Here is a 23,790-nt window from a genome sequence, read left to right on the forward strand (position 1 = left end):
CCGCCTGCTATTGAAACACCACATCGTACCTCAGCTCACCCGATTGGTCGGCCCAAGTAGAACGCTTTCAGAAAGCACCATTTCAAAGCAAGGCCATCGGCAAGTGAAAAATTTCGACACGACACAATGCGTAATATGCCAGATGATGCGCGAGCAACCCGCAATCAGCACGAAGTGCGGATACTGAGAATCCGTATTACGCCCGCAACAAAGAAGTTGCAGCCAGCACCCGGTAGGACACCCACAGCATAATGCCATTCAGCACAATACCAAAGTGCGCTGGGCTATTTTGCCCCGGCGGAATACCGGGAAAGGCATCACCCCCCAGCCGCTCAGATTGCTAATTTATGAGTGGTAGACCAAGCGGGGTAAGGTCACTGCGTCTTAAACTCGACTGATGTTGAATTTTCATAAATTCTAAGCGAGGGCAGCGTTGGCGCCGCTAGCGTGTAATTGCGGATTCCCGCTCCAGGCAAGTAAGTCGCCATTCCCCGAATATTATCAACAACTCATGAATCCTCTCGCACCAGTATCACCAAGTCCTTCCAATCCCCACGCTTCATATGCTGCCCTGTTAGTAATAGTATTATTCCTAACCTGGAAAGTTCTCATCAACGAATTGCGTTGCGAATTTACTTGGATCAGGTTCCAGCCCTTGTCTCCTCACATGTTCAGCATAGCCGTTCCAAATACTCCGCAATTGCTCATTAATATCAACCCAAGAGCCATCTGTTTTGTAAACGTCGCGTAGTTTCGGCTCCATCTGCTGCAATGCCATGCGCTGGCTTTCTTCAAGCTTTCCAATAGCATTCAGCACATAATACTCCAGCAACCTCAGGAACGGTTTCTCTGCATATCTATCCACAACTTCCCCCATCTTAAATTAAATCAGGGTTTTGCCTGAGGCCCTGGATAAGCTCTTCAAAGCTCTCGAAAGGCCGACAGCGTTAGCTATGAATTTTTCTAATGATCGCCTCCTTCAAGGAGTCGGCACTATACGTATCGATTTTACCGAGGACGCCTGCGTCATTAAATACCACCCGACCTCTATGCCTGCAGAATGCGTAGGCAATAATTGCAGGATATAACCAATCTCCTCGCGTCATAACATCGACCAGCATATCCGATCCCGGATCGCCACTTATACATGGTGAGCATTCGCTAATGGATATCCAGCATTGATTTTCTTTTTCACCTCCATCAACCATAACAAAACCATCGAGTAAGGCGGCACTGCGAGAATGGCTATTATCAAGAGAAATCCTAGGCCTCCGCAGACCAAGCTCATCAAAGGCCATAAATATAATACACTCCACCTCCGATAATGCCGAGAGTGGTCCGGAAATGGGAATAAATGTGCTACTGACCACAATCACTCTCCAGGCTTTCGTGCTTTCCTCACGCGGCCCCCGTTACCTCAAAATTTGAGGGGTGGGGGCAAGTTGAGGGTGTTGTTGTGAACACCGAACAGGGCAGAAAGGAGCTTCTAGAGAAAATACCCACTGTCATGCTACTCATTCTGGTGCGGACGAGCGAACATCCTCCTTGCCCAATTCTACAAAGCATAGTTTTGAGTTCATGATTTCTATCACATCCTGACCATCGTTACGGTCCAATGCAAGATAGTTCACACACGCCTCTTTTAACACGCGAAAAAAAAATTCTTCGCTCACTATTACTTCACTATCACCGATCCCAAACAGAACCCCATCAAAATGATCGTCCAGATCATCACTAGCCATATCGGGGAAAATACAGTAATCATCATTAACAACGCAGCCAGTTTTATTCACTAACAAGCACAACCCCCAGAAAAATGAATTTTGAGAGCAGAGGGAATTAAAAAACTCCAGCGCCTGCCAACCATAATCTTGACCGTGAGAGACAGAAGGAAAAACAGTATCTTCCATATCCTTCTACTTTGGATGGTAATTGGTAACAATCCCAGTCTTGGGATCAATGTAAATTCGGAATAAAATTCCACCTGCCTCGGAGTTGTAAGCCTGCTTCTTGTCATTGATCGCAGCCTGATAACCTTTTTCTGCAGCTTGTCGCCCAAGCTCGATGATTTTAGCATCAGAAATCAGAGTTGGATCATAGACAGTTTTCAAGAAAACCTCGTTTTTATATACGGGCTGCCCATTTGAATCGAACTTTGCATTTCCAGCACGATCAATAGACGGAATTTGGTACTGAATCTGAACAAGACCACTGGCCGAGCCAGGGATTTGACTGAGCACCTTCACATTGTTTTGGCTTGCTGCCTGTGTGAACTCATTCATATTATGAGTCCCACTAATTCCAGACTTCTGACTAAAACCATCAAAAGTAGAAAAGTGCTTAGGTATGTCATTATTAAACCCTATACCTCCAGATGATTGAGTTCCGCCAATTTTGTTCGCGATTTTACTCGGATCAATCGGCCCCAACCCCAACAGCAGCACATCCCCAGCCGCAGCACCCCCACCCTGCCCTGCACCCGTCGATGGCTTCAGCATACCATTGCCGTTCACGGCCACCAAAGACGTCCCTGGCATAGTCGTGACCAGGCTTGTGCCAGTCGCAGGCTGGCCGGCAGACGACATGGCGCCACCACCCACCACCGTTGGGCTGGTCGGCTTGCGCCCATGGCCTATAGTCTGCCTAAATAATAAGCAATTTAGCCGCTAAGACCGGTTGAAGTGCTTAATATTTAGGCAATCCTGGCGCGCTTGCTTGCCTCACACTTGCCCCTGATGCCTCGAAATTTGAGGAGTGGGGGCAGGTTGAGGGTGCTGTTATGAACGCAGAACAGGAAAGTAGGTCGTGCAAACGCCATGTTGCTCGCTAATATGCAGCGTAGGGAGAATCGTCTCCGGCTATTGTCTTTTTCAAGGCGGCCTCAAACCCCTCTCGTAATTTAGATTTTATAAGCGCATTAACATCAAATTTCTTGCTCACTTGATTTTTTACGTGCTCGACAAATACACTCGGTAAGCGCACCCGGTATTTCCTCACATAATGAATGTGCGACGAATCCCAAACAAACTGACCATCCGACCAGGTCTTAGATGGGATATCGAGGCGGCCGCTAATTGGGTCCTTAATATTACTCAGCCATTCATCAATAACTACGCAAGATTCCATGTAAGCCGAGATGACTTGAGCATCCTCCGTACTCAAGAAATTTAAATTCTCCACCAAACTTATCGACGAAGGGCACTTAGCCCCTTCATCTTCCTTGTAGTATGGCAACACTTTCATGCCACCCAGTAGGTGTTTTGACATAAACATTATTCACAGCCCCTCATTTATAACATTTCTGATAGGGAGCAGGGTTTAGCACACTTAATCTTCTGCTCCAGCGCTGAGTTATTCAATAGTCTGCTGTATCACGCCTAATTCACGCAGGTTCTTTTCGGTTGCAAATGCTAGCCCATCCCTCTCCACCCTGGCTCCATCCACATAATGAGAATGACCGCAAACGCTGCATTGGTACGCTAATTTCCCGTTCCCCTTGCCGACAAAGGCTCTCATCCCAAACGAACCACAATTGGGGCATTCCTTATCAAGCTCTACTGTTACCAACTCCTCTACTACGTCACGCAGAAATTGAGCAATTGCATTCACCTCTTTATTTTTACGCTTTGCAATTACATTCACAAAATTGCTCAAATCACTCGACCTCAAAGACGAAAACTCAACCGGCATTGAGTCTTCATTCAAGTCCTTAATCATATCAAAGCCATAATCCAGAAATGGCTCAAGCATTAGATGCTGAGAATTACATCTAATCCAAAGCAGGATTACTTTTAAAATCTCTCTCGGCCTCGCATCCCTCTCAAGACTCGCCACTTCAGACTGAAGGTTTCGCCAAATTTTTACAGGAATAGCACTCATCAACCCTCGCCTTTAATTGGAAAAGTTTTTTATTGAGCAATTCAGCCTATGAGATCGGTCGAGGTGCTTAATATTTAGGCAGAGCTGATGCGATTTCTTGCCTCGCGCGGCCCCTATTGCCTCAAAAATTGAGGAATGGGGGCAGGTTGGGGGGCTGTTGTGAACGTCGAACAGGGCAGCAATTCAGCAGCCATCCGATTTGGTTTCTTGCATCAGATCTCCGATGGCATATATTCGCATATAAGACACAGTTTGACTCGGATCTTCTTCAAGTGAGCTGCTTGCACCGCCAATGCTAAACCCAAAAAATTCAGCATTTACCGGGTAAAATAACTCATCCCCAGAGTCAAACTCAACTTCACAATATTTAAGAATTAACGCCACGGGGCTGCCTAATTCAATATCATTCCACATCTTGCCTTTGTAATGGCAAAGACTTGCCCCGTAAGTCAAAGATGCAACTAGATGCATTAACAGACCATCTTTAAATCCCATAGAAAACACTTCGTCAAATTCATGTGTATTCGGATTATTACTATTGACGTCCCGCAATACAGCCCCCCCTATTGCGGGCTCTACCAGCAGCAAAGGTGAATTGGTAAATTTCACCTGAAATTTACCATCCCCATCCTTGCTGCCAACTCGCCCCTCCTCTAACAAAGACCAGACTTCGTTCTCTCCCATGCCAAGACCTAGACCCATCATAGTTCTTCCAGGTACAACTGGCGCAGCCCAATCCAAGTTCAGTTTCACTACTTCAGTCTCCATGTCCTGGTGGCTGGATCATAAACAATACCACGGCCTTGTTGATTAAAATAGTCCGTATTCTTTTCTGGACTTCCCATCTTATAAGTCTCGGGGTTTATTACCTTTACCTTGCTTCCATCATTATAGGTGAACTTGTAATATTCACCTACATGCTGAGATCGCTCGGCAAGCGGCAGGCCTGCCGTGGACGGGCTATACTGCACCTCCTTTATCAGAGGATTTCCACCGACGCTAAATACCTGCGCTTGAAGAACGCCTTGTCCCACTTGGCCTCTTGCTTCTAAAGCAAACACAGTAGCGACATATGTGTCAACAGATGCTGATGCTGCCGTTGCCTGAGAGCCCGGGTTTCCGGCCCATCCAGGCGATGTTCCTCGGAACAAGAAAATGTCACCATTCAACTCAAGACTCTGTGCAATCTCAGTACGAGACAGCCCAGCTGCCTAAAGCGCTCTTAGCTCACCGAATGAAAGCGTAGCGGCACGATCAGTAAAACCGGCACTGTTTGGAACGGCAAGTGAAAAGTTCAATTGCCGCACCAAACAGCCAGGCTATTCACAGTACGACAATTCTCACTCCAAGCGTGATTAATCTCGCAAGTGCCGCCTTAAAAAGCTCATCATTACCGATCGACAAGTAGAACTGCTGTCCATTCCTGTCTAGATAGCATACGGCTTCCGAGACTGGCGACTTGCGCACAAAATAATCAGCCAGTGTTAGCCCATTGCCAAACAGCACGCCATCCACAAAGTCATCCGTAAAGACGGGCTTATTGGTAGACAATTTGGTTCCCCTTTGGCGTTTTAATAATCGTATATTCCTTACCTACCCCACCATAATAAATGGTGTTGTCTGTATTGCCCGCTCCCCAAACAATACGGCTCGGCTCTGGTCGTGCGTTTGGATTGGCGAGAAGCTTCTCATAATATCGATCACTGAGAAGATTGATGTCAGCGAGCGAAGGAACTTCCTGGCCTGGAATCACATTCGGATGAACGTGAGCAATTGGTCTTGCTCCAAATGGTACGGGACTAACCCAAGCATCGCCGCTATATAGCACCTTCACCAATTGCCCATACACCCTTTGAGATACCAACGAAAACTCAATTCCACCGGCATTTTGACTCAACGTGTAAAGATCGCCGAAATTAACTGTCCTATCCGTGATAACTACACCTCTTTGCCCAGGCACAGCACCAGATTCCATTAGCTCAGCAATGGATGTAGTGCGCCCAAGCCTCAGTGTGAGGGAAGCTTACGCCACCAACGCCGCCTGATTGGTTGAGTAGCTGAGTATTGTTTGGAACCACCACCCGACTCGGGTCAATCGGCCCCAGCCCCAACAGCAGCACATCCCCAGCCGCAGCACTCCCACCCTGCCCTGCACCCGTCGATGTCTTCAGCATACCATTGCCGTTCACGGCCACCAAAGACGTCTCTGGCGTAGTCGTGACCAGGCTTGTGCCAGTCGCAGGCTGGCCGGCAGACGACGCGGCGCCGCCACCCACCACCGTGGGGCTGGTCGGCTTGCGCCCATCGCCTACAGGATGCCTAAGTAATAAGCAATTTAGCCGCTATAACCGGCTGGAGTGCTTAACATTTAGGCTAGTCTGATGCGACTTCTTGCCAGAAACTGCCCCGTTACCTCAAAATTTGAGGGGTGGGGGCAGAGTGACGGAGTTGTTGTAAACACCGAATAGTGCAGCAGCCTGCTAATCCAACCCCAATTCATCATCAAGTACTTTAGTAAATTCAGCCACCAAGGTCCCCTCCTGCTCATTGTATTCGACCCCAGTATCGCCCTTGAAGCTGACCTTCTTAGCATCATCTAGAGAAAGTCCATAAACCTCCCTAAGCATGCGTATGCTAGTAACTTGATCAAGACTATTGTGTCTTGCTGCCAAATACGCATCCAGCGGTTCAACACCGATAGCTTGCATTTCAACGTACTCATCGAACTGAGTCATCGTCCCCTCGGAGCCAGCCCAGTAAGGTAATACATATTCGACGCACCCCTTTATCTCCCACAGAGTCCAACTCCGCAATTAGGGATTGATTGGCTTTGTCTGTGCTTACCAACACGGCCATGTCATTAATCAGCACGATCATTTCTCACATGTCAGGATGGTGAATGTCATTCTTGAAATTCCCCCAGATATGAACAAGCATTTCGTTAGGCGCGGAAAATTCCGGAGTCACCGCAGATGCGATTTGATACTGTCGTTCATAATAGAACGCACGTTTTTTTCCCACTGCCAGCGCCTTTTTGACATATCAAGGCCATACCCGTTCAAATAATCTAAGCCGTTGGTTCCTTCATGGACGGTATCCGTTAGAATAGAGCTTGAACTGCGACGCAAATATAGTTTATTGCCTGTGGCAATTGCCAATTCATTGCTCTTTGCCCCTAATGCGCGCTCAAATAGATCATCGCCCAATATACCCACCTTCAAGTCACCGTTACGTATTGGCTTAGCAATCGCAGTAGATTGCCCTGTAACTCCGTCAATAGCACTGGCAATGTCCCGACCATTGACATTAAGCAACCCATCCACCGAGCGTGCTCCAGCGCGAATACTTGCAAGATAGTCTGTAGCTGCAGACGCTTTGTTTGGAACTACAAACCACCTCCACCATTTTGTTCCAAAAGAGAATTTGCCAATTTTCTGATGAATTCATTTTCATGCTTGGCAAAATCTCGCAGCAGCTCTCTTTTATTGGCAAGCTTTGAAGCCGCGAGAATTTCAAGTGCATGGACCAAGGAGCTCGCCTTTAAGTGGAAAAGTCTACTTAAAACAATCTCCTCTATTCTTTCATGGCACTCTCCGCCTAGATAAATTGAAGAAATAACGTTGAATAGACTCTCCTGCTCCGCAAGATTGCTATGAGGCGGGACAAGTGCAGAAATTTTATCGACAATATCATCAGGCCTCATGGAGCCCAAGTCCCCGGCGGCAATGCAATCATTAAGCTCATCCAGCAATAGGTCCCTCGTCCCTGAGGGAGAGCTATCGATCAAGTTGATGATTTTTTCCGCAGTCATTATTGCCACCTTATTAGGTCAATCATCCACTGCGGCGGAGTGCCGATTGGAATGTGCGTGTTATTAGCGCCCGCCGGAGCATAAAATGGGCTATCGGAGTTATGGACCTGATGGTGCCTGAAATCCTGCACTAAAGGGTCGTAGTATCTCTTGCCTGCTTGATGCCGGAAAATCTAGCCATCAGCCGCATTAGAGCCTGTAGGGGCGCTAGGGTCCATGTCATGAGTTCTAAGCCGATGTGTTATGCCTTTTTCATCAACCCACTTGAACTCTACACCCAACTGGTGCAGGAGTTAGTTTCCGCATAGTTGCGCCGCTCGGAACCCTTGCTAATAGTTCCTGCATCGAGGCACCTGACAAATCACTGAAATTGCCAGTGTTGGGCGATACAAGACTTTTACGGAGATTCTCAATAGACGTAGGCAATTGTGGTCCGTCACCAGGCCCCAGGCCCCAGTACCCAGTACCCAGTACCCAGGATGGCTTGTTTGGAACAATAAGTCAGCAATCGACTTACTGCTCCAAACGGTCGCTACAGGGCTTGCTTTAGTAAGTGAGCGAGCCGCTGGTCGATTACTTCATCAGCCAGTCCACGACCATTTCGATCAAAGTCCCACATCCAAACCACTTGGGTTTCATCGCCATTAGTTAATTCAAAAATATCAGCCAGCATGAACCCAACATCGTTTCTCTTTAGCCCATACTCGGCAGCAATATCTCTCATGAGACGGGTCACTGAAGAACAATGCTTGGCTCTACCCCTCCAAAATATTGCTTGTTCTTCAGTCAATTCAGGTATTGGCTCTTTACTCACAATCACTCCTTCCCTCTTACGGTTCGCGTCCAAAGACCACCTGAACGTCAGTTCCGTAATCATTGATTTTGATCGGGCTACTGAAGCCAAACTCTTGTGCCCGTTTACCAGTCCAGGTATTGAGTGCAGCATCTGCAGGGGACATCTTTTGGTCTAGCAAGTTACGGAACTGGGCATAGTTGTCACTACCCTGGCCGTCATACCATTGCCCTCTGACCCCCTTTACCTCAATTCCTTCGCGTTCTAGTCGGTTCATGAGGCTATAGAACATATCTTTCCCTGAACCGTAAAGCTCGCGATTGCCCTGGGCGCTAATATCAAAGCCAAGAATACCGTCTCGGTTAACCGTGGCGTCAAGGTAGTGCATATCTGCATCGACCTCAGCCCTATAACGTAGGCGTACCTCACCACCCTTGGGGGTCATGACAAAGTGATCGCTAATGTCAATCCGGGGTGACAACTGCGGCGTTGTGTTTGGAACCACCACCCGATTTAAATCAACCGGCCCCTGCCCCAACGCCAGCACGTCATCGTTCGACACTACCACGGGCAGTCCGCCCGTGCCACTGCCTTCCGGTGCCTTCGTGCCGGCTCCGCCATGGCCTGCCGTATTGCTACCCAGCGATGGCGACGGGTTCGCACCGTTGCCATACGCCTGCACAGGCACTACTTCCGTTGCCTGATCGAGATATTCGCCTGGCTGCTTGGCAGACACGCCCGTACCTGCGTCAGGCTTGCCAGCCGCAATGCCCGTGCCCGTACTGCCCGCCCCTGCCGTGGCGCCCGTTGTCCCGCTACCTGTCGCAGGCTTGCCTGGCGTACCCACGCCACTCGCACCCGTGTCAGGTATCTTGCCTCCCGATACAGGGCCCGGATAGTCCAAGCCTGGCTTGCTCGCCGTCACGCCATCCGTTGGCGTCGCCGGCTTCTGCGCCCCACTGCCACCGTTAGGTTTCTTGCCACCCAACGCCGCATCCACAACCACCTTGGGCGCATCCTTGATGGCATTGATCGCGCCTTGCTCAGCCGCGTTCACCGCCACCTTGGTGCCGACCTGTACCGTCGCCGAGGCCAGCTTGCCCGCACCAACAGCCGTACCCACCGTGGTCACCGTGCCAACCACGCCTGAGATACCAACTGCCGCCGTCACATCCTGCCCATACAGCTTGTTCAGGTGGTCACGGGCATTGCTGTCCACTACGGCAGCGGCAGCCTCGCCTATCCCCTTGCTGTTCGATACAAAGCCGTCCTTCACATTCGACAAGGTGTCCAGCGGGTGCAGTATCCCGTTGACGGCGCTTGACAGCACACCCTTCGCGGTCTCGTACTGGAACTTCAGCGGGTCCCTGGCATAGGCCGAGCCTATGCTGGCACCCAGCTCTTTTGCTTCCTGCAGCGCACCCCAGTAGATATTTCGCGTGATACCGCTGGTGCCGTATTTGCGGATGAAGTCGCTGTCTGTCTCCCACAGGCCTTGCTGGGCCGCAAAGAACTGGCCGTGTTCCACCGTGAACAGCTGCTGCTGCTTGCCGATCTCGTTGATGAAGGTGCCGCTGGCTGCGGCCAGGAAGGCGGCTGCCGTGGCATCTTCGCCATTGGTCAGGCCGCTACGCCATACAAAGTCCACTTCCTTGAGGGCTTCGCGGGTCAGGGCGGCGGTGGCGGCTTCAATCTGCGCGGCCGTGGGCTTACAGCCATTGCAGAGCTGGGCGGCGTACTTGGCGGCATTTTTCTTGATCCAGTCCGTTTCGGATGGATGCAATTGCCGGTTGTAACGCTCGCCGTCCAGTGCGGTGGCCTAGGACAGATAGATAACCCTGCGCAAGGCTGCTGGATACCGGGGGAACGTCGTATTTAGGCTGTGGTGGATTATTGAAAGGGTATTATTTGCGATTTTAGATCCGGCCTTTCGACAGAGAAAGAGAGCGAACCGTGGTGTTCGGGATGGTTTGCGCCCATAGCCTGCCAAAATATTAACCAACTTAGCCAAAAATACCGGCTGAAATGCTTAATATTTAGGCAGGGCTGATGCGTTTTTTTGCCAAAACGGCCCCCTTTACCTCAAAATTTGAGGGATTGGGGCAGGTTGAGGGAGCTGCTGTGAACACCGAACAGGGCAGCAACCTCCAGTAATAGTATTATTCCTAACTTGGAAAGTTCTCATCAACGAATTGCGTTGCGAACTTACTTGGATCGGGTTCAAGTCCTTGCCTCCTCACATATTCAGCATAGCCGTTCCAAATGCTCCGCAATTGCTCATTTAGTTCACTAGAGAAATCCATTTGCTCAGCAACAATATCAACCCAAGAGCCATCTATTTTGTAAACATCGCGTAGTTTCGGCTCCATCTGCTGCAATGCCATGCGCTGGCTTTCTTCAAGCTTTCCAATAGCGTTCAGCACATAACACTCCAGCAACCTCAGAAACGGTTTCTCTGCATATCTATCCATAATTTCCTCCATCTCAAATGAAATCAGGATTTAGCCTGAGGCCATGGATAAACTCTTCAAAGCTCTCAGCAATTTTTATTTTTAGCATGTTCTCATCATGCAAAATTATCCACACACCCCCTCCAGTACTCATATCCAAAAATATCTGATTTCCCCCTCCATCCCTGCCAATTGGCAAAGTGCCATCGCCAATCCCCCTCCATTTGTCAAGAGCATCTAAAATACTTTCCGCAGCTGAATTGCTGAAGGCGTAGAAGTGGTCCACTTCAAAAAGGTTCCCATCATTACCTCCGGGAATGAGGAAGCACCCCACCTCTGGATGCCCTCCATCCGCGGTGCGTATCAGCTTTAGGTATGACTCAGGCAATGGAGCCCCCACTAAAGCAGCAACCTGATCAAACACACCGTCTGCCCCCTGAAAACCAAGAGATGGCAATCCGCCAATATTAATGTTCAATCGTTCGAAATTCATCAATATCCTTTAATTCTTAGGTGCGCCAGCAGGAATAGCCCATTCAGAATAGCCTCCTGCCGCACCAGCGTTTGGATGCAGAATACGCCAAAAAGCAGAACCAGGCGTGTGCTGCTCTGTCGGTACTAATCTCATCACCCCGATCTGTCCGTTAGCAGTTGAGGAAGATGCATGTTCCCAAGTCCAATTAATCGGAGTAGCACGTCCACCAATAGATGATACAGACGATTGAACGCCAGGAATTAAGCCTTCCATCATGAATGCAAACTGTGCATCGTTCTTTAAGGCAGTGTCCAGCGCTGCATTAGCCCGGTTGAAATGCACCGATCGGCTCTTTCCGAAATCCGCTGGATCAAGTTTCATTTCATAGACCACACTATATGCTGTTGGATTATCTGGCACAACAGCACTTGCACTAGTGGGAACCATCACCCTACTCGGATCAATCGGCCCCAACCCCAACAGCAGCACATCCCCAGCCGCAGCACTTCCACCCTGCCCTGCACCCGTCGATGGCTTCAGCATACCATTGCCGTTCACGACCACCAAAGACGTCCCTGACGTAGTCGTGACCAGGCTTGTGCCGGTCGCAGGCTGGCCGGCAGACGACGCGGCGACGCCCCCCCCCACCGTGGGGCTGGTCGGCTTTGCCACCACGACTGCTGTGCCTGGTGTCACCGGCTTGAACACGCCTGTTACCGGATTCTGCTCGGTTAGAGTGGCATCTACCTTCTTTCCTGACAAGCTTCCAGCAGGCACATCTGTAGTGGAGACAATTTCGTACTTGTTTGTCGCAGGGTTGAACTCGACATCGCTAACAGTATTAGTTTTGCCATTCACACCTCCACGCCCAGCCGTAGTCTCTCCTGCAACGGCAGTTCCAGCATTAGGCTTGCCAGGTATACGCACACCACGTAACCCATTGGCAACAACAGGCATGGTGCTCGTTGCTGCCATTGTAAGGAATGCTCGTATTTGGCGATCATCAAGTGCTTTTTGAACTTTCTGATCGCACGCCGATGAGCTCATTCCAATGCAATTTTCCTTTCGGAACTTTGCAATTTCCTGCGCTTGCGCAACATCTGAACCATACAAGGAATATTGTCCACGAACAGTATGGTATGTCTGGATATTATCCTGCCGCGTAATGAGTACGCGCTCAACCTCTCCAAAACCGACGGGCAAGACACCGCTCAACTCTGTGCTATCAGCAGCCTGCCCAATCATATTGATTACGCATTGCACATTACCAGCAGCAACGCACTTCTGCTCATTCGCAATATTTTGGCTGGATATCGCCACATACTTATTTGCGATAGCCTTTACTTCGTCGTCCGAACACCCACCGGATTTAGCCTTGCAGCGTGCCAACTCCCCCTTAAGCGCCAATACGTCAGTGTGCTTTAGGAAGTTGTTCGTCGTCGCCGCAACCGCCGTCGAGGCACCCGCCTGGCCGCCACCCACGACTTGACCTATCGCGCTGCCCACGACCGCACTGCCCAGCTTGAGCAGGCTGTTGAACTCCGACGATCCTTCCTTCAAGCCCTGGCTCTTCAGGTAGTCCGCCAGATACGGCAGCATGGCTTCGTTGCCTAGCGCTGCCAGGGTAGAGGCGCTGACATTGCCGCCGCCCAGCTTGGCCTGCAAGAAGCCAGTCAAGCCATGCATCACGACCTTGTAGCTGCCGCCGTCACTCCAGGCATTCACATCAGCCTGGGCTGCATTGATGGCGTCCTGGTTGCCGCTGGCCTTGGCTTCCGCCAGGCGCTTCTCAGCATCAGCCTTCTGGCTGCTGGCCAGGTCCCCCACCAACTTAAAGCCCACCTCGCCAGTCAGGCGCGATAGCTCCTGCTGTGCTCGCACCGCCTTTTCATCAAAGATCTGGTCGATGGCGCCATTGGCCGCTGCCGTGTCACGGCTCAGCCCTGCCGTGCTGTCCTGGCCCGTGCCCTGGTCGCTGCGCACTTCAATCGTGCCGGCGCCTATCGCGCTGGCGGTCGTGCCGCTGGCCGAATCAGCGCTGGGTAGGCCGATGTTCGGGTTGGCGCCAGTCTGGCTGCCAGCGTCCTTGCGCGGGTCGGTCGGGGCCTTGTTCCATTCGTCGGCAAAGTCCTGCACGCCGCTGTCCACAGGGGCACCCTGGTTCAGGTTGCCGCTGCTGCCGCTCACGGTCACGCCCAGGCTGCCAGCCTTGTACTCGGCCTGGTTCTGCAGGTCGCGGAAGGCCAGCGTGTCGGTGCTGATGCGGTTCTTGTCCGCGTCTGCGGCACTGGCGATCACGCCACCGGTCAGCTCGGTATGGCGGCCCACATCAATGTCGAAGCCACCCTTGCCGGCATACAGGCCGCTCTGCTCCACCACGCTCTGGTAGTTGCTGTTGATCTTGCCGGCACTGGCGCTCACGCTGCCCGATACCGTGCTGCCAAAGCAGAACGGCGGTACGCAGATGCTGGCGCTAAAGCCGCCGCTGCTCTCCTTGCTGTCAAACTTCGAGCTGTCCTGCAGGCTTTCTATCCGCAGGTCGCGGCCAACGTCGGCCACCACGCTGTCACCCTTCAGCTGCGCACCCTGGATCAAGGTGTCACGGCCGCTGTCCAGCGTCAGCGTGTTGGTGGCAACGATCTGGGTTTCCTGGTTACTCAGGCTGCTGCCGTTCTGCTTGGCCTGGTTGGTACTGGCGCCCAGTTCCAGCGTAAAGCCGGTCTGCTCGCCTACACCAAAGCCTATGCCTATGCTGCCATTGCTACCCTGCTGGCTGCCTTGCTGCTCGGTCTTGTTCTGCGCGCTGGTGGCCAGAATGTCGCGGGCAGCCGTCAGCGTCACGTTCTTGCCCGATAGGTCAGCGCCGGCCAGGACAATGTCACCATCGCTGGCAAAGCCATCGGCAGTCTTCTGGCCGCTGCCGGTGGCCGTCAGGTTCAGGTTTTCGCCGGCCTTCAGCACGCTGCCCAGGTTCTGGGTGGTGGCGCTGCTGCTCTGGCTTTCCTGCTCACCACCACCGATGCTGATCGTCACCTTGAAGCTGCTGGCGCTTTGCGAGCCGGCCTGGATATTCTGTACGGCGTTGTAGCCATCCATCGCGGCCTTGGCGCCATACAGCGCAGCCAGCCGCTTGTCCTCGGTCTGCTCGGCCTTCTCGGCATTCTGCACCACCGAGTTCACGGCATTGACCATGCTGTTGCTCAGCGCGGCGGTCACGCCATACTGGCTGCTGGTCTGCTGCTGGCGGTGCTGCTCGGTGTCCACCGAAGGCTGGATGTCGATATGGCTGCCTGTCACAGACAAGTCGCGCCCGGCGATCAGCTCGGTGCTCTGCACCTTCACCTCGTCCTTGGCAGTCAGGTTGATACTGCCGTTCTGGCTGATCACCTGGTTGCGCACCGCGCTCTGGTTGGTCTGGTCCAGGCTGGCGCTATGGTCCTGCTTGCGCACACCTATGCTCAGGCTGGTGCCATTGCCCCCCATATCGCCCACGACTTTGCTGCTGCCATGGCCTTCCTGCTGGTTGGTGTTGGCAACCGCCGCTAGTGTGATCTGCCCCTGCTTGGCGCTCAGGTCGATATCGCCCTTGGCGCTCAGCGCCACACCGGCAGCACGGATATCACCCTCGCTGCTATTGATGGCGATCTGGTTGGCCGTAATGGTGGTAACGGTTTGCTGGGTGCCCTTGCTGCTGCCCTGCTCTTCGCTTTCGCGGCTGTTATAGGGCGAGGCGCCCACGCCACTGCTATTGGGGCCGCCATGGGCCAGGCGCGCAATATCACCCAGCGATGCAACCGCCGTGCTGATCGACTTGCCGCTACTCTGGCTCTCGCTGCTGGAGCTACCGCTATCGGCAACCGACTGCAGGCTGACGTTGCGCTTGGCTTCCAGCAAGGCCAGCTCGCCCGCGTTGAGCGACGATCCGGCAATGCTGATATCGCCGTCAACCGGCTTACCCGCAGCATCCAGCTTGCCACTGCCACTGGCGCGCAGCTGGATATTGCCGGCAGCCGTCAGGCTGCTGCCCACCTGGGTGGTGCTTTGGGTTTCGGTCGTGCTGCTGGTTTCGCTCTTCTTGTAGGTCAGCGCCAACTGCGGTGCCGTCAACTGGCTGGCAAACAGCTCGCCGGCCACGTCATGCATCTTCCGCGCACCACTGGCATCGCTATCAGCGGTCGCCTTCAGGTTGCGGAAGGTATCCAGCGGCGTCCCTACCAAGGCAAGGCCGATACCCTTCTGCTGGGTATACAACTTGGCAATGGTCTGGTCGCTATCCTGGCCCGGCTTGATAACGATGTTCTCGGCCTTGATATCGATATGGCCGGTCGCCTTGGTCAGGTCAGTGCTGGCACGGTTGGCTGCCAGGTCGCTGCCCACGATGCTCACTTGCTTGCCGGCTTCGATCAGCAGGTTGCCACCCAGGCTGCCCACCATGCTGCGCACATCGCTTTGCACGCTGCCTTGGGCGTTGATATCGCTGCGCTGGGTCGATTTGTCGTAGCTGAAACCGATACCTTGCGTGGCAGTGTTGAAACCGCTCTGCTTCACTTCCAGGAAGTGCTTTTCCGTCCAACTGCTGCGTGCGGCCTCGATATTGATATTGCCCGTGGCAAACAGCGACACATCCTTGCTGCCCACCACCTGGCTGCCACTGATCCCCAGGTCCTGCCCGGCCATGATGGCAATGCGGTTAGCCGACAGCAGGCTGCCTGTCGCCAGCGTCAGGCTCGATTGATCATGGATTTCGGTGCTCTTCTTCGACACCAGGTTACGGCTTTGCGTAAAGCTGTCGAGATAGCTTTCCTGCTGCAGATTGACGCTACCGATATGCACATTGCCGGCACTGGTCAGCGATAGCTGCCCATCGCTGCTCAGCTTGCCGCCCACAATGCGCAGGTCGCCCACCTTGGCGATAAGGTTCATATCGCCCTTGTTGGCCAACACGCCGCCCGCAAGCGCTTCGCTGCTCCCGCCATAGCCCAGGTAGCTCTTGTGGTCCGAGGTACGCACGCCAAAGCTGCTGCTGTCCACTGCCGCGCTGATATCCAGGCTCGCACCGCTCAGGCCCAGCAGGCCGCCAGCCAGCAGGTTGGCGCCAAACAGCTTGATACCGCCGTTCGCCATGGAGATCAGGCTCTGACCGGCGGTCATATTGGTGGTCTGGTGGGTGGTTTGGCTGTCCCGCAGGTAATTGCCACGGCTCAGGTCCACATTGTTGCTGCTGCCGCCAGCCAGGGCCAGCAGGTCTATCTTTCCCTTGGCATCCAGGCTCAGGTTGCCGCCGGCATGTACATCGCCGCCCAGCACGCGGATATCGCGGCCAGCCTGCATCACCACATCGCCACCGGTCACGCTGGCAAGGCGATCGATATTGACGCGGGTACCACTCAAACCCACGGTATCAATGGTACGTGTCTCGATCTTGAGATCACGCCCCGCATCCAGGTAAACACTCTGCCCACCGCTGATCTGGCCAGACAGATTGATCAGGTCCTGGCGGGCAATCAGGGCCACTTCATTGCCCTGTATGCGGCCACCGGCATTGACGATATCAGTGCCACGTATCACCAGGTCGTTGTGGGCGCCAATGCGGCCGCTGTTGTTCACCGTACCGGTCACATCCAGGGCCACACGGTTACCCGCCATCAAGTTACCGTCGGCGCGCAATTGGCCATCGCTGCCGTGACGCAGGTAAACGCGCGGCACCAGCACCTTCTGGCCATTCACTTCTTCTTCAATCAGCCAGACAATATCGTCGGTCAGCTGCGCCATCTGGGCACCCGTCAGCGCCACGCCAGGCGTCAGTTGCAGGCGCTGGCCATAGCTCACGCCCGCATCCATCAGGTCGCGGAAGCTCGCCTCCAGGTTCATCCCCGGCAGCGAACCACGGCCGCTCAGCTTCAATAGTTGCTCCGCCACCAGCTGCTGCTCATAAAAGCCGTCGCCTATGCGCTTCAACGTGCGGCTGGGGTCCAGCTGCAATTGCCCCAGGTAGTAGTCACTACCCAAGAACTGCTTGTACTGGGTAAAGCGCGGGTCGGTTTCCACCAGATAAGGGTGGTCCGGGTTGTCATGGCGCTTGAACAACTGGTTGTCCGGTATCTTCACCGGGTCCGCCACGCGGGTCACCGCTTCCTGCGGCTTAACCGCAGGCGTGCCCGCACCGCTGGTGGCTTGCGTGCCAGTGCTGCCCGCCTTACCGGCGCCCTCAGGCTTGGATACCTGTGGCTTGGGTGCCTCCAGCGCAGTCATTGTCCCCTGCGTCGATGCGTCATCCGCTTCCTGCGTCAGTCGCACCGCGATGGCATCCGGGCGCTCATCCACAGCGGCCCGCAGCGGCTCGCCCGCAGCAGGCGCAGCGGTGCTATTGGGGTTGGTGGCACTGTCCACCTTCACGGTCGTGCCACTGCCATTGCCAACAGGCGCTTCTACCGGGGTAGCCCCCGCACTGCCAGCCTGCAAGGGCGTATCCGCCTTCGCAGCCGGGTCCACGCCCTGCTCGGTCGGCACATTGCCCACCACGCCGGCCCGTACCGGGACATCAATCGGGTTGACGCGAGTCCGGTTGTCCGCCTGCTGGCTGCTTATGCTGCCCGTCTGGCCAACCTTGACCTGGTCGGGGCCGGCCACCACCGGGCCATCCACATCCAGCGGGGCTTGGTTGCTCAGCTGGGTATCCTGGCGGCTGCTGCTGCCGCTACCGGCACCAGGGCGCGTCGCCGTGCCACCGCTGCCACCCGGTTGAGTAACCGATGCACTACCCGTAGGCGCACCCACACCCGTGGTGTTGCCGCCGCCGGCCGACGTATTCGGCTTGCGGTCATTACCCTTGCCATCAGCCCCCTCGCCCGCCACCGGGCCACTGCTCTGGGCATCCTTACGGCTTTCTACGCCACCACCGCCTGCGTCGCCCGCGTTCGATTCATAGCGCACCGTGCTGGGCACGGTCGTGACACGCTCGGCACCGGGGTTATACACCCCAGCCGTGTCCCATATGCGCCTGTGCCTGCACTTGCCCTTCCAGTCGGCATTGCAATCCACCCAGGTGTTCTGGGCAGTACCGCTGCGCACCACCTCGGCATAACCCTGCCCCGCCGTGTTGTCCACGCTGCCACCGGCTACCGCCAGGGTGCCATCCGCTACCAGCCAACCAGCATTGGTCACCGAGCCATTGATGGCCAGGTTCCCGCCCGCCAGTATCTTGCCCAGCGTGGCCGAGACCACCTCTTGCTCTCGGCGTGTCTCGGTGTAGTCGCGCACTACATAGTCTTCAAATTCTTCCGTGCGGTTGTCGTGGTCGATCGCCGCATTGGTGGCGCTGATCTTGGCATCCAGCGCCTGATAGAACGGCAGCGCCTCTTGGGTGTAAAAGTAACCGGCGGTATTGCAGGTCTCGTTCTTACCCCTGCCCTTGCAGACATTCGCACTGGGGTCTGCCGGCGGTGCCGGCGGCCTGGCTAGGCCATATTGTTCAAAGATGGGCGAGTCGTACGCATAGTTGAAGGTGTGTTCGCAATTGGGGTCGCAATCACGGCTACGCTCAACCGTATAGGCCACGGCCAAGCGCTGGCGCTTGCCATAGGTCGCCGGGTCCACAATAAACTGGACCTTGATGCCACCCAGGCCCACAAAGCGCTCCGCACCGAACGACTCAGTCGCCCCGTTCCGCAGTATCTCCACCTTGTGTACGCTGGTGCTCTTGTCACGCGTCACCACATCGGTATTCAGGTTGCTCACCGCCCCGGTAATGCCCAGGTTGCCCGCCGCCTGTATGGTGCTGCCCGCATTCTCCACATTGGCGCCTATGCTCAGGTCGCCCATGCTGTAGATCAAACCATTACCGCTGTTGCTGAGCGTGCCAGCCCCTATGCTCAAGCCACCGGCCCGCGCCGCAATCACGCCACCAGCCGAGTTCGAGACATTACCGCTGGCAACTACCGTCAGCTTGTCGCCGTAGATGCGGCCGGTGTTGGCGATATCGCCACCCGACGCGGTCACCGTCACCGTGCCGCCATCAATCAGGCCGCTATTGCTCAGATTGCCGGTCGATTCCACATAGGTGGTCGGCGCATAGATCTCGCCTGTATTGCTCAGGCCATCTGCGGTGATATTCAGGCCGCTGACGGCCGATACAGTCCCGCTGTTCTGCAGCTTGCCCTTGATGACATAGTTCACCACGCCATTGGCGCTGACCACCCCGGTATTGGTGTAGTCCGAACCGATGGTCATGGTAACGCCGCCTTGGGCCTTGGTCAGGCCATCGGCACTGAAGCGGCTGGCATTGAGCAGCAGGTCGGCATCGGCCAGTAGCTGGCCGCCGGTATTGATCAGGCTGCTGGCCTTCACATCCAGCGTCCCCTTGGCAGAGAACACGCCACCGGCATTGCTCACGCCATGGGCAATCAGCTTGATCCCGTTGTTCGATATCACCTTGCCACCGTCGTTATTGAAAACGCCGGCTTCGGTTTCCTTCAGGGCAATATTGATGTGGTTGCCTTCAATGTCACCACCCGCGCTGTTGTCCAGCGAGGTCGCACCGATATCGACCGTGCTGGCCAATATGCTGCCGCCGCGGTTGTTCACCGAGTTGTCCACCACCAGCTTGGTGATTTGCTTGCTGCCTATCTGGCCGCCAGCATTGTTGAGGCTGGCACCCTTCACCATCAGGTCGGCATTGCTCACCACCTTGCCGCCGCCGTTATCAATCGCACCGCCATTCGCAGTCAGCGTCAGGTTGCCTGCGGCACCCATGTAACCGGCCTGGTTGGCCACGCTGCCGGCGGTCACGCTCAACGCGCCGCCCGAAACTATCGCCGCGCTGCTGCCGTTGTTGCTCAGTGCCTTGCTGCCGGCATCCAGGGTGATATCGCCCGATGCCTGTATCTGGCCGCCATTGTTGCTGATGCCATTGCCGGTCACCTTAACAATACCGGCAGCCTTGTCGGTACCGCTGCTGATCACCCCGCCATCGTTGTTCACTGCACCGCCAGCCGTCAGCGCAACCTCACTGCCCGCCAGCAGCTTGCCGCCAGCGTTATTGAAAGCGCCCGTCCTCAGGTCCAGCTTGGTGCCGGCCTGCAAGGTGCCACCGGCATTGTCAAAGTCACGGCCGTCGGTATGCAGGGTCAGGCTGTCGCCCAGCGAGGCAACTACCCCGCCGGTATTGGTCAGCGATTGCAGGCCATTCATGGCCAGCGCCTTGCCGGCCACCAGCGTACCCTGGCTATTGTTGATGGTGCCGCTGTTGAGGGTCAAAGCCTGCTCGCTGCTGACCTTGCCACCATTGTTCTGCAGACTCTGGGCGGTCACCGTCACGCCGCCGCTGGACGCAATGGTCCCGCCAGCGTTGCCCAGCACACCGTTTTGGGCATTCACCGTCAACTGGCCCACCGCCGTAATACTGCCGGCGTTATTGTTGATGGAGCCGGCCTTGACCGTGGACACACCACCGCTGTGGATGATGCCGCTATTGCTCAGCGCGCCGCTGGACGTGAAATCCAGGCTGCCACCAATCAAGCGCCCGCCCAGGTTGCTGAAATTGCCCGTATTCACGGTCAACAGCTTGCCGGCCTGCAGCGTCCCGCCGTTATTGTCAAAATCCCGGCCCTGGGTATTGATCATCAGGTCGCCAGCCAAGGCCGCCACCGTACCACCGCTGTTCGACAACGTCGCTGCCCCCAGATCCAGCGTGTTCTGTGCAACCAGCGTTCCGCCGTTGTTCTGAATTTGCCGGGTAGTGAACTCCAGGCTACCGCCGGCAGAAACCGTACCACCCTGGTTGTTCAGGCTATCCCCGCTGATGCGCATTGCACCGCTGCTGACCAGTTGCCCAGCGCTATTGTCTACATCGCCGCCGGCCGCCACGATACTCAACGCGCCAGCGTGTATCTTGCCGCCCCGGTTGTTCAGACTGGGCAGGTTCAATGTCAGGCTGCCGTTGGTAGACACTACGCCACCGGTGTTGACCAGATCGCGTAGCGTGCTGCCAAAGACAATGCTATTGCCGGCAGACAGCACGCCGCCGGTATTGTTGATGCTGCCTGCGCCATTCAGTTGCAGGTCGCTGCCCGCCAGCAGCTTGCCTTGCCGGTTGTCCAGCGTGCCATCCACCTTCACCGCCAGCCTGCCGCCAGCGCTCATCAAGCCACCCACCGTGCTGAACTGCTGGGCCGCCATATCGATACTGCCCTCGGCAACCAGGCTGCCGCCGGTGTTGTCGAAGCGTGTACCGTTGAAGACAAAATTGCCGCCCGTCGCCAGCACGCCATTGCGGTTGACGATATCGTCCGTCACCAGCTTGATCTGGCCGTTGGCGTTCAGGGTGCCGCCGGTGTTATCAATCGCACGCGCCACCACATCCAGGCCCTGCTGCGATTCAATCCGGCCGCTGTTGCGCAGGTCGCCCGACAGCGCAATCTCCACCCGCTGGTTGGCCGCAACGGCCCCACCCAGATTGTCGAAACGCTCGGTCACTAGGCCCAGCTTGCCACCGGCCAGCATCTTGCCGCTGTTGGTGGTATGGCTGGCGCTCAGCTGCATATCACCGCCGGCAGACAAGGTACCGGCGTTATTCAATGCCTGGGTAGTGATCTCCAGCTGGCCGCCGGCCCCCAGCATGCTGCCTGCACCCGCCGTCAAATTGGGCGTCGCCAGCTTCAGCTTGCCTGCAGCCACTATCTGGCCACCATTCAGGGCCAGATCGGCCACTTTCACATCCGCATTGCCATTGGCAAGCAGCTTGCCGCCGGCAGACAAGGCCATGGTCTGCACATCCGCCACCAAGTCCCCGCCGGTCTGTATCGCCGCGCCGCCCTTGGCGCTCAGCGCTTCCATCTTCAAGGTCAACGCCTTGTCGGCTTGCAGGGTGCCGCCATCGGCATCCAGCTTCGCCACGTCCAAGCTCAGCACATCGTTGCTGGCCACCGTGCCGCCAGCAAGACGCAGCTCACCGGCCTTTATGTTCATTGGCCCGCCAGCCAGCAGCTTGCCGCTGCCGCCATCCAGCACACCGCCCGCCAGCTCCGCGTCAAGCTGCCCACCCGCGCTGATCACGCCGGCACCGTTACCCAAGCCGGTCGCCGTCAGGGTCATCGCGCCATTACTGGCAATTTCGCCCCCCTGGTTGTCCAGCTGACCAGCCGTCTTCACCGCCAGCGTGGTACCCGCACCCAGTCGACCACCACGGTTATTCATGCTGGCCGCGTCCACCACCAGCTCACCAGCCGCCACAGCCAGGCCACCCTGGTTGTCCAGGGCCTGGGCCGTGATACCCAGCTTGCCCGTGGCAACAAGGCGTCCCTGCTGGTTTTCCACACGGTCAGCACGCAGCGCTATCGCCTGTGCCGCCTCCACCCCACCTTGACCATTATCAAAATGACCAACGGTCATTTCAACATTGCCACTTCCCTGCACCAAGCCCTTACGGTTATCAAAACGAGCCGCAGCCAAGGCAATCTGACCATTACTGAACATCGCCCCACGCTGGTTGTCGATCTCAGCCGCGCTCAGGCTCACATCGCCATTGCTGGCCAGGGTCCCCCCCACACTCAGCAAACGCTGCGCAGTCACCACCAAGCCCTGCTCGGTCATTAATTTGCCACCGCTGTTGTCCAGCGTACCCAACACCGCCAAGCGCCCAGCTTTGGCGGCCAGCAACACACCACCAGCGTTGCTGAATCCATCCGCTGCCAAGTCCAGCAGACCACCCGCAGTAATACGAGCGGCATCAGTCCGCACCTGCGCCGCCTTCAATGTCAGATCACCCTCCACGCTCGCCGTAGCCCTACTGGCATCCAGGCTACCAGCACGCACATCAACCGACTGACCAGCCTGCACCGTGGCACCAACCAGATTCACCAAGCCACCAGCCTGCAGAGCCAAGCCACTACCAGCGGCCAGCACACCGCCCTGCATGTCTACCTCGGCAGCCTCGACATTCAGTCGATTGGCGGCATAGACCTTGCCATCGCGGCCATTCAGCGCATTCTGCGTGACCAGGCTCATAGCGCCCTCGGTCACGAGCGACCCGCCCTGGTTCGACAGCATCGCAGCCTCCAGAGCAACATCCCCCTTGCTGGAGAGCACACCACCGTCGTTATTGATCAGCTCATAGCCACGCAACTCAAGCTTGGCGCCGCTGGCCAGTACGGATTGCTGGTTCAACAGTTTCCGTGCCTGCATATCCAGCGCAGCACCCGCCACAATACGGCCTTGCTGACGGCTATGGACTTCGGCCGCCTTGATTCGCAGCGAGTTGGCAGTTTCGATACGGCCACCGGTATTGCTCAAGGCGGCATCACCCGCATCCACCACCACATCACCCGTGGCGGTCAGGCTGCCACCGTCGTTGACGATGCCCACGCCGCTGACGTCCAGGGTCTGG

General features: G+C 55.6%; 15 protein-coding genes and 1 pseudogene. All 16 read right to left on the reverse strand.

The window, feature by feature from the left end; all coding sequences use genetic code 11:
- Nucleotides 1-592 precede the first annotated feature (592 nt).
- The 16 genes and pseudogenes from QQK16_RS08880 to QQK16_RS08950 all read right to left on the reverse strand — a co-directional run bounded on the left by QQK16_RS08880 (nt 593) and on the right by QQK16_RS08950 (nt 23,768).
- Nucleotides 593-817: a hypothetical protein gene (locus QQK16_RS08880; protein WP_284196094.1), complete on the reverse strand. Its 225-nt coding sequence runs from the start codon at nt 815-817 to the stop codon at nt 593-595.
- A 697-nt stretch (nt 818-1,514) separates the two neighbouring features.
- Entirely contained in the window at nt 1,515-1,910 is a 396-nt protein-coding gene (cdiI, locus tag QQK16_RS08885; protein WP_284196095.1) for a ribonuclease toxin immunity protein CdiI, read from the reverse strand.
- Nucleotides 1,911-1,916: 6 nt separating this feature from the next.
- Complete coding sequence (locus QQK16_RS08890) at nt 1,917-2,585, reverse strand: CdiA family toxin C-terminal domain-containing protein (protein WP_284196096.1); 669 nt, start codon at nt 2,583-2,585, stop codon at nt 1,917-1,919.
- A gap of 241 nt (nt 2,586-2,826) precedes the next feature.
- Nucleotides 2,827-3,267 carry a hypothetical protein gene (locus QQK16_RS08895; protein ID WP_284196097.1) on the reverse strand — a complete coding sequence of 147 codons (441 nt, stop codon included), beginning with the start codon at nt 3,265-3,267 and terminating at the stop codon, nt 2,827-2,829.
- A gap of 84 nt (nt 3,268-3,351) precedes the next feature.
- A complete protein-coding gene (locus QQK16_RS08900; RefSeq protein ID WP_284196098.1) occupies nt 3,352-3,879 on the reverse strand; it encodes a hypothetical protein in 528 nt (175 codons plus the stop codon).
- Between the two features lie 183 nt (nt 3,880-4,062).
- A complete protein-coding gene (locus QQK16_RS08905; protein ID WP_284196099.1) occupies nt 4,063-4,632 on the reverse strand; it encodes a hypothetical protein in 570 nt (189 codons plus the stop codon).
- Between the two features lie 784 nt (nt 4,633-5,416).
- Entirely contained in the window at nt 5,417-5,854 is a 438-nt protein-coding gene (locus tag QQK16_RS08910; RefSeq protein WP_284196100.1) for a hypothetical protein, read from the reverse strand.
- A 505-nt stretch (nt 5,855-6,359) separates the two neighbouring features.
- Complete coding sequence (locus tag QQK16_RS08915) at nt 6,360-6,614, reverse strand: hypothetical protein (protein ID WP_284196101.1); 255 nt, start codon at nt 6,612-6,614, stop codon at nt 6,360-6,362.
- Between the two features lie 228 nt (nt 6,615-6,842).
- Nucleotides 6,843-7,202 (reverse strand): hypothetical protein, encoded by a 360-nt coding sequence (locus tag QQK16_RS08920; protein ID WP_284196102.1) that lies wholly within the window; start codon nt 7,200-7,202, stop codon nt 6,843-6,845.
- Between the two features lie 62 nt (nt 7,203-7,264).
- A complete protein-coding gene (locus QQK16_RS08925; protein WP_284196103.1) occupies nt 7,265-7,690 on the reverse strand; it encodes a hypothetical protein in 426 nt (141 codons plus the stop codon).
- A pseudogene (locus QQK16_RS21305) lies at nt 7,690-7,971 on the reverse strand (polymorphic toxin type 30 domain-containing protein). Before QQK16_RS21305 ends, QQK16_RS08925 begins: the two are co-directional and overlap by 1 nt.
- Nucleotides 7,972-8,222: 251 nt before the next feature.
- Nucleotides 8,223-8,504 (reverse strand): hypothetical protein, encoded by a 282-nt coding sequence (locus QQK16_RS08930; RefSeq protein WP_284196104.1) that lies wholly within the window; start codon nt 8,502-8,504, stop codon nt 8,223-8,225.
- 16 nt (nt 8,505-8,520) lie between these two features.
- Nucleotides 8,521-10,266: a hypothetical protein gene (locus tag QQK16_RS08935; protein WP_284196105.1), complete on the reverse strand. Its 1,746-nt coding sequence runs from the start codon at nt 10,264-10,266 to the stop codon at nt 8,521-8,523.
- Between the two features lie 382 nt (nt 10,267-10,648).
- Complete coding sequence (locus tag QQK16_RS08940) at nt 10,649-10,954, reverse strand: hypothetical protein (RefSeq protein WP_284196106.1); 306 nt, start codon at nt 10,952-10,954, stop codon at nt 10,649-10,651.
- A gap of 13 nt (nt 10,955-10,967) precedes the next feature.
- On the reverse strand, nt 10,968-11,426 hold the full coding sequence (locus tag QQK16_RS08945) for an SMI1/KNR4 family protein (protein ID WP_284196107.1): 459 nt from the start codon (nt 11,424-11,426) through the stop codon (nt 10,968-10,970).
- Nucleotides 11,427-11,435: 9 nt separating this feature from the next.
- Nucleotides 11,436-23,768: a hemagglutinin repeat-containing protein gene (locus QQK16_RS08950; protein WP_284196108.1), complete on the reverse strand. Its 12,333-nt coding sequence runs from the start codon at nt 23,766-23,768 to the stop codon at nt 11,436-11,438.
- Between the last annotated feature and the right edge of the window lie 22 nt (nt 23,769-23,790).

The sequence above is a fragment of the Chitinimonas prasina genome (assembly GCF_030160395.1).
GTDB classification, from domain to species: domain Bacteria; phylum Pseudomonadota; class Gammaproteobacteria; order Burkholderiales; family Chitinimonadaceae; genus Chitinimonas; species Chitinimonas prasina.

Coding starts and splice junctions, on each gene's coding strand:
- cdiI (WP_284196095.1), bottom strand. CDS start 1,910: ATGGAAGATACTGTTTTTCCTTCTGTCTCTCACGGTCAAGATTATGGT.
- QQK16_RS08890 (WP_284196096.1), bottom strand. CDS start 2,585: ATGTCGTCTGCCGGCCAGCCTGCGACTGGCACAAGCCTGGTCACGACT.
- QQK16_RS08895 (WP_284196097.1), bottom strand. CDS start 3,267: ATGTCAAAACACCTACTGGGTGGCATGAAAGTGTTGCCATACTACAAG.
- QQK16_RS08900 (WP_284196098.1), bottom strand. CDS start 3,879: ATGAGTGCTATTCCTGTAAAAATTTGGCGAAACCTTCAGTCTGAAGTG.
- QQK16_RS08910 (WP_284196100.1), bottom strand. CDS start 5,854: ATGGAATCTGGTGCTGTGCCTGGGCAAAGAGGTGTAGTTATCACGGAT.
- QQK16_RS08915 (WP_284196101.1), bottom strand. CDS start 6,614: ATGACTCAGTTCGATGAGTACGTTGAAATGCAAGCTATCGGTGTTGAA.
- QQK16_RS08925 (WP_284196103.1), bottom strand. CDS start 7,690: ATGACTGCGGAAAAAATCATCAACTTGATCGATAGCTCTCCCTCAGGG.
- QQK16_RS08940 (WP_284196106.1), bottom strand. CDS start 10,954: ATGGATAGATATGCAGAGAAACCGTTTCTGAGGTTGCTGGAGTGTTAT.
- QQK16_RS08945 (WP_284196107.1), bottom strand. CDS start 11,426: ATGAATTTCGAACGATTGAACATTAATATTGGCGGATTGCCATCTCTT.